The 14,392-nt window shown below is 71.8% G+C and carries 13 protein-coding genes and 3 pseudogenes; 4 read left to right on the top strand and 12 right to left on the bottom strand.

Annotated elements, in window-relative coordinates; translation table 11 throughout:
• Genes ABZ215_RS14520 through ABZ215_RS14535 form a run of 4 tightly spaced genes read right to left on the bottom strand, consistent with a single transcriptional unit; the run spans window position 1 to window position 3,186 of the window.
• Complete coding sequence (locus ABZ215_RS14520; protein ID WP_354949907.1) at window positions 1-501, bottom strand: cation transporting ATPase C-terminal domain-containing protein; 501 nt, start codon at window positions 499-501, stop codon at window positions 1-3.
• On the bottom strand, window positions 498-2,135 hold the full coding sequence (locus ABZ215_RS14525; RefSeq protein ID WP_354949854.1) for an HAD-IC family P-type ATPase: 1,638 nt from the start codon (window positions 2,133-2,135) through the stop codon (window positions 498-500). Before ABZ215_RS14525 ends, ABZ215_RS14520 begins: the two co-directional genes overlap by 4 nt.
• Window positions 2,033-2,602, bottom strand: coding sequence for a cation-transporting P-type ATPase (locus ABZ215_RS14530; protein WP_354949855.1), 570 nt, complete (start codon window positions 2,600-2,602; stop codon window positions 2,033-2,035). The genes ABZ215_RS14525 and ABZ215_RS14530 overlap by 103 nt, the downstream gene beginning before the upstream one ends.
• Window positions 2,599-3,186 (bottom strand): hypothetical protein, encoded by a 588-nt coding sequence (locus tag ABZ215_RS14535; protein WP_354949856.1) that lies wholly within the window; start codon window positions 3,184-3,186, stop codon window positions 2,599-2,601. Before ABZ215_RS14535 ends, ABZ215_RS14530 begins: the two co-directional genes overlap by 4 nt.
• A gap of 149 nt (window positions 3,187-3,335) precedes the next feature.
• Between ABZ215_RS14535 and ABZ215_RS14540 the strand changes: the two genes are divergently transcribed.
• Complete coding sequence (locus ABZ215_RS14540) at window positions 3,336-3,743, top strand: CBS domain-containing protein (RefSeq protein WP_354949857.1); 408 nt, start codon at window positions 3,336-3,338, stop codon at window positions 3,741-3,743.
• Here ABZ215_RS14540 and ABZ215_RS14545 read toward each other — a convergent pair.
• The 6 genes and pseudogenes from ABZ215_RS14545 to ABZ215_RS14570 all read right to left on the bottom strand — a co-directional run bounded on the left by ABZ215_RS14545 (window position 3,697) and on the right by ABZ215_RS14570 (window position 9,595).
• Window positions 3,697-4,815 carry an acetate kinase gene (locus ABZ215_RS14545; RefSeq protein WP_354949908.1) on the bottom strand — a complete coding sequence of 373 codons (1,119 nt, stop codon included), beginning with the start codon at window positions 4,813-4,815 and terminating at the stop codon, window positions 3,697-3,699. The genes ABZ215_RS14540 and ABZ215_RS14545 overlap by 47 nt on opposite strands.
• Window positions 4,815-7,191: pseudogene (locus ABZ215_RS14550) on the bottom strand (phosphoketolase family protein). Before ABZ215_RS14550 ends, ABZ215_RS14545 begins: the two are co-directional and overlap by 1 nt.
• Window positions 7,188-8,078 (bottom strand): universal stress protein, encoded by an 891-nt coding sequence (locus tag ABZ215_RS14555; protein ID WP_354949858.1) that lies wholly within the window; start codon window positions 8,076-8,078, stop codon window positions 7,188-7,190. The pseudogene ABZ215_RS14550 and the gene ABZ215_RS14555 overlap by 4 nt, the downstream one beginning before the upstream one ends.
• A complete protein-coding gene (locus ABZ215_RS14560) occupies window positions 8,075-8,680 on the bottom strand; it encodes a CBS domain-containing protein (RefSeq protein ID WP_354949909.1) in 606 nt (201 codons plus the stop codon). The genes ABZ215_RS14555 and ABZ215_RS14560 overlap by 4 nt, the downstream gene beginning before the upstream one ends.
• A gap of 150 nt (window positions 8,681-8,830) precedes the next feature.
• A pseudogene (locus ABZ215_RS14565) lies at window positions 8,831-9,430 on the bottom strand (DMT family transporter); the annotation flags it as partial.
• Window positions 9,431-9,472: 42 nt separating this feature from the next.
• On the bottom strand, window positions 9,473-9,595 hold the full coding sequence (locus ABZ215_RS14570) for a hypothetical protein (RefSeq protein WP_354949859.1): 123 nt from the start codon (window positions 9,593-9,595) through the stop codon (window positions 9,473-9,475).
• A gap of 184 nt (window positions 9,596-9,779) precedes the next feature.
• Here ABZ215_RS14570 and ABZ215_RS14575 point away from each other — a divergent pair, with 184 nt between their 5' ends.
• Together ABZ215_RS14575 and ABZ215_RS14580 are read left to right on the top strand one after the other, a co-directional pair.
• On the top strand, window positions 9,780-9,917 hold the full coding sequence (locus tag ABZ215_RS14575) for a hypothetical protein (RefSeq protein WP_354949860.1): 138 nt from the start codon (window positions 9,780-9,782) through the stop codon (window positions 9,915-9,917).
• 100 nt (window positions 9,918-10,017) lie between these two features.
• Entirely contained in the window at window positions 10,018-10,407 is a 390-nt protein-coding gene (locus ABZ215_RS14580) for a hypothetical protein (protein ID WP_354949861.1), read from the top strand.
• A 50-nt stretch (window positions 10,408-10,457) separates the two neighbouring features.
• On the opposite strand, the gene ABZ215_RS14585 is transcribed toward ABZ215_RS14580, so the two are convergent.
• Window positions 10,458-12,173: a GAF domain-containing sensor histidine kinase gene (locus ABZ215_RS14585; protein ID WP_354949862.1), complete on the bottom strand. Its 1,716-nt coding sequence runs from the start codon at window positions 12,171-12,173 to the stop codon at window positions 10,458-10,460.
• 185 nt (window positions 12,174-12,358) lie between these two features.
• Here ABZ215_RS14585 and ABZ215_RS14590 point away from each other — a divergent pair, with 185 nt between their 5' ends.
• A complete protein-coding gene (locus ABZ215_RS14590) occupies window positions 12,359-12,586 on the top strand; it encodes a 2TM domain-containing protein (RefSeq protein WP_354949863.1) in 228 nt (75 codons plus the stop codon).
• A gap of 342 nt (window positions 12,587-12,928) precedes the next feature.
• Here ABZ215_RS14590 and ABZ215_RS14595 read toward each other — a convergent pair.
• Window positions 12,929-14,122, bottom strand: a pseudogene (locus tag ABZ215_RS14595) (IS110 family transposase); the annotation flags it as partial.
• Window positions 14,123-14,392 lie beyond the last annotated feature (270 nt).

A 14,392-nucleotide genomic window follows, 5' to 3' on the forward strand; every position in this document is an offset into this window, starting at 1 on the left:
TCATCGGGTGCGCTTGGCCCGGACGACTTTGTCGAGTTCGACCAGCACGAACGCGGCGATCGCGGCTCCCGCCACGGGCAGCCACGAGCCGAGCCCGAGCGGCGCGGTGTGGAAGACCGCGTTCATCGCGGGCAGGTAGGTGATCGCGGCCTGCAGCAGCACCGTCAGCCCGATACCCACGGCGAGCAGCCGGTTGCGCCCCGGCCAGGCGCGCAGCACGGTGCGGTCCAGGGAGCGGCAGCTGAGCAGGTAGGCGATCTGCACGGCCACGAACACGTTGACCGCCACCGTCCGCGCTTCCTCCAGCGACGCGCCAGCGGCGAGCGCCCAGTGGTAGCCGGCGAACCCGGCGGCCACCAGCAACGCGGACACCAGCCCGGTGCGGCGCATCAGCGCGCGCGTCAGCAACGGCCTGGACGGCGGCCGCGGCGGACGGCTCATCAGGCCGGCCTCCGTCGGCTCGAAGGCCATGGTGAGCCCGAGGAACACCGCGGTGGTCATGTTGATCCACAGGATCTGCACCGGCACGATCGGCAGCACCGCGCCCAGCACGACGGCGACGAGGATAACCAGGCCCTCACCGATGTTGGTGGGCAGGGTCCAGGCGATGAACTTGCGCAGGTTGTCGAACACCGCGCGGCCTTCCTCGACGGCCGATTCGATCGCGACGAAGTCGTCGTCCAGCAGCACCATGTCCGCCGCCTGGCGGCCGCATCGGTACCGCCCCGGCCCATCGCCACACCGATGTCCGCCCGGCGCAGCGCCGGGGCGTCGTTGACCCCGTCGCCGGTCATCGCCACGACGTGCCCTTGCCGCTGCAGGGACCGGACCAGACGGAGTTTCTGCTCCGGCGAGACCCGCGCGAACACGTTCGTGCGCGGTACCGTCTGGTCCAGCGCGTCGTCGCCAAGTTCGTCGAGCTGCCGTCCGGTGAGGACGGTCGCGGAACCGGCGAAGCCGACCTGCTGGGCGATCGCGCGAGCGGTGCCTGCGTGGTCGCCGGTGATCATCTTGACCGCGATCCCGGCGTCGTGGCACGCCCCGATGGCCCCGATCGCTTCCGGCCGCGGCGGGTCCTGCAGAGCTTGCAGACCCAGCATCGTCCAGTTTCCGCTCGCCTCGAGCGGACCGGCCGGGGTGAGGCGGGCGAAGGCCAGCAGACGCAGCCCCCGCGCCGAGAAGCCCGACAGCGCCCGGTGCACCGCGTCGCGGTCCATGGGACGCAAACCGTCGTCAGTCAGCTCGCTGTCACAGCGGGCCAGCACCTCCCCGGCCGCGCCCTTGACGTAGCCGACATCGCCATGAGCGGTGATCATCATGCGCCGTTCGGAGTCGAAGGGCACCACACTGGTGCGCGGCCACCGGCGCCGGACCTCCCCCGGCGTCAGTCCGGCGTTGTCCGCGGCCGCCAGCAGCGCGGTCTCGGTCGGGTCACCTTCGAACCCGCCCGACGGCGACAGCCCGGCGTCGTTGCAGAGGACCCCCGCGACGAGGCACTCGCGCAACGCCGAGGATCCCGCATCCGGGCCGAGCATCCGGCCACCCGCGTAGACGGCGGTCACGGTCATCCGATTCTGGCTCAGCGTCCCGGTCTTGTCGGTGCAGATCACGGTGGTGCTGCCGAGGGTCTCCACCGTGGGCAGGTGCCGGACGACCGAGCGGCGGCGGGACATCCCGACCACGCCGATCGCGAGCACGATCGACACCGCAGCGGGAAGCCCCTCCGGGATCGCCCCGACCGCCAGCGCCACCGCCGCGGTGAACATCTCGGCGACCGGCGTGCCGCGAACGATGCCGAGCGCGAACGCCGCGGCGGCCACCAGCAGGATGCCGACGCTGAGCTGGCGGGAGAACACGCCGAGCTTGCGGGTCAGCGGGGTGGCCACGGTCGCCGTGGTGTCGACCAGCCGCTGGATGCCGCCGAGTTCGGTCCGCGCGCCGGTGCCGGTCACGACGGCGCGCCCGGAACCGCGGGTCACCAGGGTGCCGGAGAAGAGCATGCCGGTGCGGTCGGCCACGACGGTGCCGTCCGTCACCGCGCCCGCCGTCTTGGACACCGGAACGGACTCGCCGGTGAGGGCGGACTCGTCGGCTTCGAGCGGGTTCGCCTGCCACAGCCGGGCGTCCGCGGGCACCCGGTCCCCCGCGGCGACCTCCACTCGTCCCCGGGGACGAGGTCCCGGGCCGGGAGGCGGCTGGTGGCGCCGTCGCGGACGACCGTCACCTCGGCGGGCACGAGCCGGGCGAGCGCGTCGAGCGCCCGCTGCGCCCGCGATTCCTGAACGTAGCCGATGATGGCGTTGAGCTGGACGACCGCGCCGATGACACCGGCGTCGACGTAGCCGCCGAAGACGGTCGTGACCGCCGCGGCGCAGAGCAGGATGTAGATGAGCGGGCTGTGGATCTGGCGCACGAACCGTCGCACCGGGCCCGGCCCGCGGGCCGCGGACAGGGCATTGGGTCCCATCCGCTCCAGCCGCGCTCGCGCCTCGGCGCTGGACAACCCGCGCGTGAGATCAGTGCCCAGCGCGGCGGCGACGTCCTCGGCCGGCTGCGCGTACGGCGGCGCGACCGCGGTCACGTGCTCCCCGACGTGGGTCATGACCTGGCGCTCCGGGTGTCGAAGCGCCGCCAGTCCTCGTCCCAGTTCGCCGCACGGCGCCGGTCAAGCCACATCCGCACCAGCCAGTACACGGCACCGCACAAGACGATCACGCCGAACCAGCTCGCGAAAGCGACGGTCACCGCGTTGCTGATGGCGACGCCGGCGGTGATCGGCTCGGTGACGACCCGCCCGTCCCGGTCGAGCCGGATGGTGACCGTGTCGCCCGCCTGCGCGCCGCGGGTGGCCGTGACCTCACCGGTGACGAGCAGCCCGTCACGCCCCTGCCAGGTGGCCTCGACGCGGGCTGCCCCGCCGTAGGGCGCGCCGTGCGGGTTGGCCGCCTGCGGCGGCGCGTCCGCCAGCAGGGTCGCGGTGGCCGGGTAGCGCGTGGCCTGCTCGATCCTCATCTGGTCGCGCTGCTGGCCGTAGATCTGCCCGCCCAGGAGACCGGCCACCGGCGCGGAGAGCAGCACGACACCGAGCAGCACCAGCAGCAGGCGGCGTTCCGTCCGGTCCGACACGCGGGCCAGGGGGTTGCGGCGCGAACGGAAGATCCACCGCGCTTTCGCTGCCATGTTCATCGGGACTCCTCCAGTCCGCGGGACCTCCAGTGCCCCCAGGCTGGTCCCCCCGGGTGCCCGCGCGAAGGGCCGTCCGTCCTCGCCAAGGTCCTTCGCGTCCGGGACGTTGTGCCCTGTCGGGGCTTCCTCGCGGAAGTGAGGATCGGCGCATGCGGATCAGCGACTTGATGAGCTCACCCGTTGTGGGGGTCACGCCCAATACCACACCGGAGGAGGCGGCCGCGACGATGCTCGAGCGCGGGTACACCACGTTGCCCGTACTCACCGAGTCCGGTGAGCTCGTCGGCCTGGTGACCGAGTCCGACCTCGGCGCCGCACGGCTCCTGGCCCGGGGCGGACCCGACGACGGCGCCATGCTCGGCACGGTCCCGGTGTCGGTCGCGGCGATCATGCGGCGGCCGGTGGTCACCGCCGATCCGGACGCGGAGGTGGCCGATGTGGCCGCCGCCCTGGTCGACTCGCGTCAGCGCTGCCTGCCGATCACGCACGCGGGACGGATCGTCGGCATCGTCAGCTGGCGTGACCTGCTGGCGCATCTGGTCGCCGCGCACCGCTGAGCAGGGCCTCGGCGCCGCGGGCGAGTTCGAGGTCCTCCCGTGCCGTCAGGATCAGCACCGGGACTTCGCCCGTGCTGACCACGCGATCGCCTTCCGCCGCCAGCTTCCCGGGATCGGCCGTCAGGCCCAGCAGGGCGCAGCCGGCCACGATCTCGCCCACCACCGCGGGCTGGTGTTCGGCCACCCCGCCGGTGAACACGACCGCGTCCAGCCGCTCGAGGCTCATCGCCATCGCGCCGATCTCGCGGCGGAGCCGGTGCCGGTAGACTGCCAGCGCGGTGTGCGCGTTCCGGTCACCCGCGCGATCGGCCGCCAGCACCTCCCGGAGGTCGCCGGACGTGCCGGTCATCCCCGCCAACCCGGACTCGCGGTACAACGTGTTCCTCAGCTGCGGGAGGGTGACCTCACTGGTGCCCAGGACGTGCAGCAGCAGACCCGGATCGACCGAGCCCGACCGGGTGGCCATCGCCGCACCCTCCAGCGCGGTGAACCCCATCGAGGTGTCCACACTGGACCCGTCGCGGATCGCGGTCACCGAGACGCCGGCGCCGACGTGCGCCACCACCAGGCTCAGCTGTTCCTCCGCGCGGCCCAGCAGCTCGGCGGCGTGCCGCAGGGCGTGGCGGCAGGACAATCCGTGGAACCCGTAGCGCCGCAGCCGGTTCTGGCTCGTCCATGCGTGCGGCAGGGCGTAGCGGGCGGCGGCGTCCGGCAGCCCGCTGTGGAACGACGTGTCGAAGCACGCGATGACGGGCGTGCCCGGCAGCAGCGCCCGGACCACCCGGGCGGTGTGCACCGACAGCGGCTGGTGCAGCGGCGCGAGCGGAGTCAGCCGTTCCAGCTCGCCCAGCTCGTGCTCGTCGAGCACCACGGGACGCGGCCGTGAACCGCCGTGCACGAACCGGACCGCGACGGCGTCCGGTTCCGGCCATTCCTCCAGCGCCCGAGAGATCGCCTGTTCGTCGGCCGTCGCGTCGGCGGCTTCCCACGTCCGTGTGGCGGTCGCGGCGCCGTCGGCGTGCATCGCGGCCTTAAGACTGGACGAGCCTGGGTTCAGCGTGAGGATCCGCATCACTGCTCCCATGTCCAGTTCCGCACCTCGGGCAGGTCCTCGCCGTGTTCGCGGATCCAGCGGTGATGCCGGTGCCGGGCCGCGGTCATGGCCTGCCGGACGGTGCCCGCGGTGCGCACCAGGCCGGGCACGCGGTCGATCACGTCGATCACCAGCTGGAAGCGGTCCATGTCGTTGAGCACCAGCATGTCGAACGGCGTGGTGGTGGTGCCGCGTTCGGTGTAGCCACGCACGTGGAACTCGTCGTGATTGGTGCGGCGGTAGGCCAGCCGGTGGATCAGCCACGGGTAGCCGTGGTAGGCGAAGATCACCGGCCGGTCCGGGGTGAACAGCGCGTCGAACTCGCGGTCGGTCATGCCGTGCGGGTGCTCGGTGCCGGGCTGCAGCCGCATCAGGTCGACCATGTTGACCACGCGGACAGCCAGCTCCGGCAGGTGCTCGCGCAGCAGGGTGACCGCGGCCAGCACCTCCAGCGTCGGCGCGTCACCGGCGCACGCGAGCACCACGTCCGGCTCCCGGTCGGGGTGAGTGCCCGCCCACTCCCAGATGCCGGCGCCCTGGGCGCAGTGCACCGCCGCCTGCTCGACGTCCAGCCAGTTCGGGGTCTGGTTCTTGCCTGCCACGATCACGTTGACGTAGTCGCGGCTGCGCAAGCAGTGTTCCGCCACCGTGAGCAGGGTGTTGGTGTCCGGCGGCAGGTAGACGCGGACGACCTCGCTGCTCTTGTTCGCGACGTGGTCGATGAACCCTGGGTCCTGGTGCGAGAAACCGTTGTGGTCCTGCCGCCACACGTGCGAGGTCAGCAGGTAGTTCAGCGACGCCACCGGGCGCCGCCACGGGATTTTCCGGGAGCTGCGCAGCCACTTGATGTGCTGGTTGACCATCGAATCGACGATGTGCACGAACGCCTCGTAGCAGGAGAACATCCCGTGCCTGCCGGTGAGCAGGTAGCCCTCTAGCCAGCCCTGGCACAGGTGCTCCGAGAGCACCTCCAGCACCCGCCCGTCGCGGGACAGGTGTTCGTCGATGGTTTCGAGTCCCGCCTGCCAGCCCTTGCCGGTGGCGCCGTAGACGGCGTCGAGCCGGTTGGAGGCCGTCTCGTCCGGGCCGAACAGCCGGAAGTTCCGGCTCCGCGCGCTGCGCTCGAACACCGCACACAGGTAGCGGCCCAGTACCCGGGTCGGCTCGGCGGACGTCGCGCCGGGCCATTCGACCGATTCGGCGAACTCCCGCGGATCGGGCAGATCGAGGGGGCGCAGCAGAAGACCGCCGTTGACGTGGGGGTTGGCGCCCATCCGCCGGTCGCCACGCGGGATGAGCGCGGTGACGTCCGGGCGCGGGCGGCCGTCGGCGTCGAACAGCTCATCCGGGCGATAGGACCACAGCCAGTCCTCCAGAGCCCGCAGGTGATCCGGGTTCTCCCGGACCGCGGGCAGCGGCACCTGGTGGGCGCGCCAGGTCCCCTCGACCGGCACACCGTCCAGGTGGGACGGCCCGGTCCAGCCCTTGGGGCTGCGCAGCACGATCATCGGCCAGTGCGGCCGTCCGGTGGCGGCACCGGTGCGAGCTGAGTGCTGGATGTCGCGGATCTCCCCGACCACGTCGTCGAGCGCTGCCGTCATCGCCTGGTGCATCGCCTCCGGCTCGTCGCCCTCGACGTAGCGTGGCGCGTAGCCGTAGCCGCGCAACAGCTGGTCCAGCTCCTCGTGCGGAATCCGGGCCAGCACGGTCGGGTTGGCGATCTTGTACCCGTTCAGGTGCAAGATCGGCAGCACCGCGCCGTCGTGCACCGAGTCGAGGAACTTGCCGGCGTGCCAGCTCGTCGCGAGCGGGCCGGTCTCGGCCTCACCGTCGCCGACCACGCACGCGACCAGCAGGTCCGGGTTGTCAAAGGCAGCACCGAAGGCGTGGGCGAGGGAGTAGCCCAGCTCGCCGCCTTCGTGGATCGAGCCGGGCACCTCGGGCGCCACGTGGCTGGGCACCCCGCCCGGGAAGGAGAACTGCCGGAACAGCCGGGCCATGCCCGCGGCGTCCTGCGCGGCACGGGGCTCCACCTCGGGGTAGCTGCCCTCCAGCCACGTGCTCGCCAGCAACGCGGGGCCACCGTGGCCGGGACCCGGTGACGAAGATCGTGTTCAGGTCGTGGGCGAGGATCGCGCGGTTGAGGTGGGCGTAGACGAAGTTCAGGCCGGGCGAGGTCCCCCAGTGGCCGAGCAGTCTCGGTTTGATGTGCGCGGTTACCAGCGGTTCGGTCAGCAGCGGGTTGTCCATCAGGTAGATCTGGCCCGCCGTCAGGTAGTTCGCCGCTCGCCATTGACTGTCCACCTGGGACAGCTCGCCCGCGGTCAGCGGCTGGCGGACCGCCGTGGCGGTCACTGCGCCGGTCCCGGACGCACGATCATCACCGGGCACTGCGCGTGGTGGATCAGGGCCTGGCTGGTCGAGCCCAGCAGCAGCCCGCTGAACCCGCCACGGCCCCGGCTGCCGACCACGACCAGTTGCGCCCTGGTGCTCCAGCTCAGCAGCTGGTGCCGGGGCCGGTCGCGCACGACGACGCGCTCGACCTGCACGTCCGGGTACTTCTCCTGCCACCCGGCCAGCCGCTCGGCCAGCACCCGATGCTCGTCGGCCTCGACCTCCGCCCAGTTTACGGCCAGCGGCATCGTCGCGTAGTAGGCGGTGAACTCGTCGTCGCTCCACGCATGCACCGCCACCAATGGTGCGTTGCGCCAGCATGCCTCCTCGAACGCCATCTCCAGCGCTCGCTCACCACCGGGACTGCCGTCCACGCCAACGACCACGGGTCCCTCGTCAGTGTCCCGCCCGCGGATCACGGCGACGGGGCAGGCGGCATGGGCCGACACCTGCACCGTGGTCGATCCGGCGAGCATGCCCGTGAAGCCCCCGGTGCCGGAGCACCCGAGGACGACCATGCGGGCACGGCGGGCACGGTCGAGCAGCACGGGAGCCGGAGGATCGTTCGGCATATCCGAGGTGATCCGCACCTTCTCACCGGCGGTTTCCCGCGCTGTCCGCACGGCGTCCTCCAGCATCGTCCGTCCGGCGCGCAGCAGCTCCTCGTAGGCGCTCTGCCGCACCGGCAAGCCGGCACCGTAGGCCCCGGCCAGCGGCGCGAAGGCGTACACGAGGTGCAGAGGCTCGTGGCGTACCCGCGCGGTCCGGGCCGCCCACCGGACGGCCCGGAGGGATTCTTCGGAACCGTCGATGCCGACCACGACGGCGGCGTCTCCTGCGTTGCTCATTCCCGGTCTCCCGTCGCCGTGACCGTGCGCGCCTCCACGACCCCGGGCACGGCCTCGGCCAGCAGGGTCGCAACGTGACGGTCGGTTTCGTCGTCGTAGTCGTCGGCGATCCGCACCACGCCGTCGCACACATCCACCTGCCACCGGTCCGGTCCGCCGTAGATGCTCAGGTGCCGCCGTACGTCGGCGGCGATCTCGCGGTCGCTGCGGGCGAAGACCCGGACGATGTCACCTCGGGTCACGATGCCCACGACACGTCCGCCGTCGGCGATGGGCATGGCCCGGATGCCGGCGTCGAGCAGTGCCCGGCTCAGCGTGGCCAGGTCGCAGCCGGGTGCCATCGCGGTCGCCGGGCTCGACATCACCTCGCCGACGGACGCGCCGGCGTGGCGCTGCTCGCCGGCGGGGCGCGGGAACCGGGGATCCGGCGGTACGCGGTCGCCGATCAGGTCGGCTTCGGTGACGATGCCGACCAGGCGCTCGTCGTCGACCACGGGCAACGCGGTGAACCCGTGCGCGGCCAGGATCCGGGCGGCTTCCTTCGCCGGGGCATCCGGGATCACCGTGACCACCGGCCTGCTCATGATGTCGATCGCTCGCATGGGTCCGACGCTACGACTGACAAGCCGCCGGGACAGCAGGCCATGGTCACCGCCGGGAGGGACTTCCGGCCCTGCCGGGTGCAGGAGCGCGGACCGCGCCAGCGCCACCGTGCTCACCACGATCACCGCCGCGGCGACCACCTCGGCCGCGACCCACACCCCGTCCCGGACCTGCTCGCCGGACACCGCGAGCCCCCGGGCCACCGCCACCAGCGGGCTGGCCAGGGTGAGGCCCGGCTGAGACACGACCAGCGGGCCGGCGCGCAGCATGTTCTGCAGCAGGAAGAACCCCAGCGGCCCGGCGACGAGCATCCCGTAGATCTGCCAAGTGATGAACAGGGCACCGTGCCGCGCAGCGCTGGTGACCGCCGACATCAACACGGCGCTGAACCCGAACCACGCCCCGGCGGCGACACCCAGCAGCGACGCCGGCCCCACCCCGGGCCGCATCCGGGCGCTCACCCGGACCAGGAGCGCCACCACGCCGACCGTGGCGGCGCACCCCACCACCCAGCCGCCTCCGGGCACCTGGAACGGATCGGTGTCGGTCGGGCGCATCGAGACCATGAGCGTGGTCACCCCCGCGGCAAGGCAGGCGATCGGCAGCCATTCCCGCGCGCGCAACGGCGTCCGCCGGTGCACGCCGGTCAGGACCAGGACGAAGGCCAGCTCGCCGATGAGGATCGGCTGTACGAGCACGATCGGCCCGATCGCCCCCGCCGCGGCCTGCAGCGCGGAGCCGAGCAGCATCACCCCGATGCCTGCGCCCCACCGTGGCTGCCGGGCCAGGTCTCAGAGCATCGCGACGGTGAGACGCCCGTCCGGGCGTTCGTGCCGCGCCGCACCGCGCTGCAGGATGGTGCCGCCCGCGTTGGCCGCCGCCGCGAGCGCAGCCAGGATCGCGCTCAGCAGCATGGTGTCGCCCCGGGCTCACGCCGGAGATCCTCGGCGTCGGGAGGCACGGGCAGGGGGAACATCGTTCTCGCGATCTGTGCGGGCTGCGGCTGTCTGGTCCGACCGTGCGGCACGAGCCCCATAGGCACCAGTGACTTTCCTCCCCGCCGCGTGCCCGATGGTCTCTCGCCGGATCGGATCGGCCTTGCTGGACTCGTTGACGATGACCGGCCACGAGGACGGACAGGGACATCATGTCCAGACCACCAAGCACGTCCACGCGCCCGCCGGCGCGCTGGCACCACTGGCCCAGCGGCGCCGCTGGCCCGGCGGCACCGCCTGATCGTCACCACGGCACCGGCCCGCCGGTGGGCCTGCTCGCGGTGGGTACCGCCGGCGACGGCTGGCAGGTGCACCCGGACGGCTCCTCCTAGCAGCGGGTCGTGCCGTCGCCCGAACCGGCCGACGGGTTCGGACGCCCCCTGATCCGGCTCGTCGCGGACAGCGGCGCGACCGTCGGCTGCGCCGGAGGTGGCGGGGTGCCGGTCGTGGCCGGCGCCGACGGGCGGCCGCACGGCGTGGAAGCGGTGGTCGACAATGGCCTCGCGGCGGCGCTGCTGGCCTCGGCGCTGCGCGCGGACGCCCTGCTGCTGCTCACCGACGTCGCCGCCGTCGAGGACGGCCACGGCACGCCGCCGCGCGCCCCATCCGCCACGTCCGACCCGCCGACCTGCGGGCCCACACCTTCCCTGGTGGGTCGAGGAGCCGAAGGTGGAGGCCGCGTGCCGGTTCGCCGACTCGGCGGCGCGCTAGCGGCGATCGGGCGCCTGTAAGACGCAGAAGCGGTGCTCGCCGGCACCACGGTCTCCGCCGACCGCGACCGCTAGGAGATCGGTGCCGCCCAGGTCAGCCGAGTCCCGCCGTCCTCGCCCGGCGCGATCGACAAGGTGCCGCCGGCCTGGGCGGCGCGTTCGGCGAGGTTGTGCAGTCCACTGCGGGCCACCTTCTCCGGCATGCCGAGGCCGTTGTCGGCTATCTCGATGACCAGCTCGTCGCTGGCGGAGACGGTCACCGTCAGCGCGGTGGCCCGGGCGTGCCGCACCGCGTTGGACAACGCCTCCCGCAGCACCGCTTCCGCGTGCTCGGTGAGCTCCGGCCCGGCGACGCCGACCGGACCGGACATCCGCACCGTGGTGCGCAGGCCGGTGTCGCCGGTGACCTCGGCGATGATGTCCTTGAGCCGTTTGCGCAGCTGCCCGGTGCCCTGCAGGCCGCCGTGCAGGTCGAAGATCGCGGTGCGGATCTCGGCCACGATGTTCTGCACGTCGTCGATCATGTCGGCCAGCCGCCGCTGAATGTCCGGGTTGCGTGACCGCATCTGGGTGCTCTGCAGCGCCAGCCCGTGGGCGAACAGCCGTTGGATGACGTGGTCGTGGAGGTCACGGGCGATGCGGTCGCGGTCGGAAACAACCTTGAGCTCGTTGATGGAGCGCTGGTCCTCGGCCAGCTGCAACGCCAGCGCGGCCTGATCGGCGAACGCCGCCGCCAGCGGCACCTGGGTGGAGTCGAACGCGTCGTCGCCCTTGTGCCGGGCCACCACCAGCACGCCCGAGACCGAGGTGCGGGACGCGCGCAGGGGCAGCACGAGCGCCGGGCCGAACGCCGCGGACAACTCGAACTCCAGGTTGCTCACGCGCCGCGGCTGGGCATCGGTGAACGCCGCCCCGCAGGAGGACGCCTCGACCGGAATCCGCCGCTCGCGCAATCCGCCGCGATCGAGCCCGGCGTGCACGGTGACAACCAGTTCCCTGACGTCCTCGACCGGGACGTCAGGGTCCTCGGGCTGCGCGATCAGCGCGTAGTCTGCGCGCGCCAGAGTCAAGGCGCGGTCGGCGATGAGCGCGAGCACATCGGCCGGATCGGCGGCGGCGAGCAGTTCGGCGCGGACCTCGCTGGTGGCCTCCTGCCACCGCTGCCGCAGCCTGGCCTCTTCGAACAGGCGCGCGTTCTCCACCGCGATTCCGGCCGCGGCGGCCAGTGCCTGCACGACAACCTCGTCGTCCTCGGTGAACGGCTGCCCGTTCGCCTTCTCGGTCAGGTAGAGGTTGCCGAACACCTCCTCGCGTACGCGCACGGGCACCCCGAGGAAGGTTTTCATCGGCGGGTGGTGCGCCGGGAACCCGGAGGACGCGATGTGCTGGGACAGATCGTCCAGCCGGATCGGCTTGGGCTCCTGGATCAGCAGTCCGAGCAGGCCGTGCCCAGTGGGCAGGTCACCGATCTCGCGGCGGGCGGCCTCGTCGATGCCCTCGTAGACGAACTCCGCCAAACCTTCACGGTCCTGGTTCAGCACGCCCAGCGCCCCGTAGCGGCAGTCCACCAGGTCGATGGCCGCGTGCACGATGCGCCGCAGGGTGGCGTCCAGTTCCAGCCCGCTCGCCACCGCCAGCATCGCCTCGAGCAGCCCGTCCATCTGGTCGCGGGACTGCACCAGCTCCTCGATCCGGTCCTGCACCTCGCGCAGCAGCTCCCGCAGCCGCAGCTGCGATAGCGTCTCGCGCAGCGGCCGGTCCTGGGCGCGCTGATCCTGTCCCGCCATGAGGACATCGTGCCCCACCCGGGCACTCCCGTCACGCGCCGTGACTCCAGACCTGGCGGAGGCCGAAGGTCCCCGGCAAGCGGGACTACGGCCCGTAGTGGCTAACCAGGCGCGCACGGCCGCTGGTGGCGACAGGAGGTGGTCACCGTGACCGATATATCGAATCCGAACGGCGCGAGCACGCCGTGGCGCGGCTCAAGCAGAAGCGCGACTACTACCAGCACGTGGCCGTGTTCGTCCTCATCAACGGTCTCCTGGTCGGGATTTGGGCGTTGACCGGCACGGTTTTCTTCTGGCCGGTGTTCCCGATCGACATCTGGGGCGTCGGCTTGATCATGCACACGTGGAACACGTTCTCGCCCGGCTCACCCAGCGAGAGGCGCATTCGGCGGCAGATGGAGCGGATGGACTAGCCGGCGACGCGCGACGACCGCCCCGGTTCCGGCCGGAGCGGTCGTCCTTGTCGTGCCGGAGTTGCGCAGGCCGAAGGGCCCGGTGCCTGCCGGACGGTGGTCGAACGCAGCACCCGGACCACCGGCTTGCTCATGATTTCCCACGCGTGCGTCGCCTGCTCCTCGCTCTCACGTGACGTCCTTTCGCCAGGCTCGTCCCGAGCGGCCCGGCAGGGCCCAACAGCACCGCGCCCAGGGACCTTCGCCGCTCCCCGCGCCGGGCCGGTCGCGCTTAGCTGGAGCACGCAACCGAAGAAAGACATCCCAGGAGCTGGAATGCCAAGCCGCAATGTTTTCGGCGTGATGCGACCAGGCGGTCGTCTCGTCGTAGCGGGTGCTGGTTTTGAGGCAGCCGTGCAGGATGCCCACGAGGCGGTTGGCGAGTTGGCGCAGGGCGGCGTTGTGCCCGGCTCCACGGGCGTGCTGCCGGTCGTAGTAGGCCCGCGCGCCGAGCGAGGCTTTCAGTGCGGCGAATGCCTGGGTCATCAGTGTGTCGATCAGCCGGTCGTTGTGGACGAACCGGGCCAGGGCGACCTTCTTCGTGCCCGACGCGCTGGTGATCGGCGAGGTGCCGGCGTAGTTCTTGCGGGTCTTGGCTGTGGCGTAGCGGTCGGGGTTGTCGCCGAACTCTGCGAGCACCCAGGCGCCGAGGACCGGTCCCAGGCCGGGCTGGGAGGCGATGATCTCAGCGGCCGGGTGCTGCCCAAAATGGGTCTCGACCTGCCCCTGCAAGGTCTCCACCTGCGTGTTCAGCACGGTCAGGACCGCGATCAGCGCCTGGACCGAGGCGGCGTAGGCGTCCGCCACGATCTCGGGCTGGCCGAGGTACTCGGCCCGCAGCGCGGCCTGGATCGCGCCGGCTTTCTCGGCGACGTTGCGGCGGCGCGCGCGTGTCAGCGCGCCGCTGATCTGCGCAGTGCTCAGTCGGGCGGCCCGCGCCGGAGTGGGGGCCTTGGCCAGCAGTTCCAGGGCGTCGGCGGCGTCGAGGTCGGCAAAGGCGACCAGCGCGGCCGGGAAGTAGTCGCGCAACGCGTGCCGCAGCCGTTGGGTGTGACGGGTGCGCTCCCAGATCAGCGTCTTGTGGGTGCGGGTCACAACCTTCACCGCTTCGGCCAGCGCCGAGTCCCCAGCGACCGGCCGCAGCTCGTGAGCGTGAGTGCGGACCATGTCGGCCAGTACGTGAGCGTCCCCGGCGTCGCTCTTAGCGCCGGAGACCCCCAGCCGGTCACGAAACCTGGCCGCCTGCAACGGATTCACCGCCAACACCGTGTACCCGGCGGCGACCAGCGCGGCCACCCACGGACCCAGGTCGGTCTCGATCCCGACCAGCACCTCCACATCCTCGTCGTTGGCCTCGCCCAGCCGCTCGCCGATCATCGCGTGCAAGCGGGCCTCCCCGCCACGCCCTCGGTCAGCCGGGCTTTGCCAGCAGGCACCCGAGCCGTCCATCAGCTCGACTTCGTGATGGTTCTCGGCCCAGTCATCCCCTACGAACAGTCGCAACGGTCCTCCCCTCTCGATGCCGATCACCCTGCGCAGCCCGCGGGAGAACTATCAGCGACCTAATCAAGCAGTGCTTCCCGCCACGAACACGCGGGGCACGACATCCCAGAAGCGATCAACTCTCCCGGCCTACCGGCAGGGGCACTGTCTTTCATCAGAACTCGACGTCCAGGACACACGAGTGCTCACCCACCGGCCGGCTACCACCAGGAGTGTGCCGGATGACGCACTCCCAGAACTGATTAGGACAACCACCATGCGCAC

It is taken from the genome of Amycolatopsis sp. NPDC006131 (assembly GCF_040614175.1).
In the GTDB taxonomy this organism is placed as follows: domain Bacteria; phylum Actinomycetota; class Actinomycetes; order Mycobacteriales; family Pseudonocardiaceae; genus Amycolatopsis_E; species Amycolatopsis_E tucumanensis.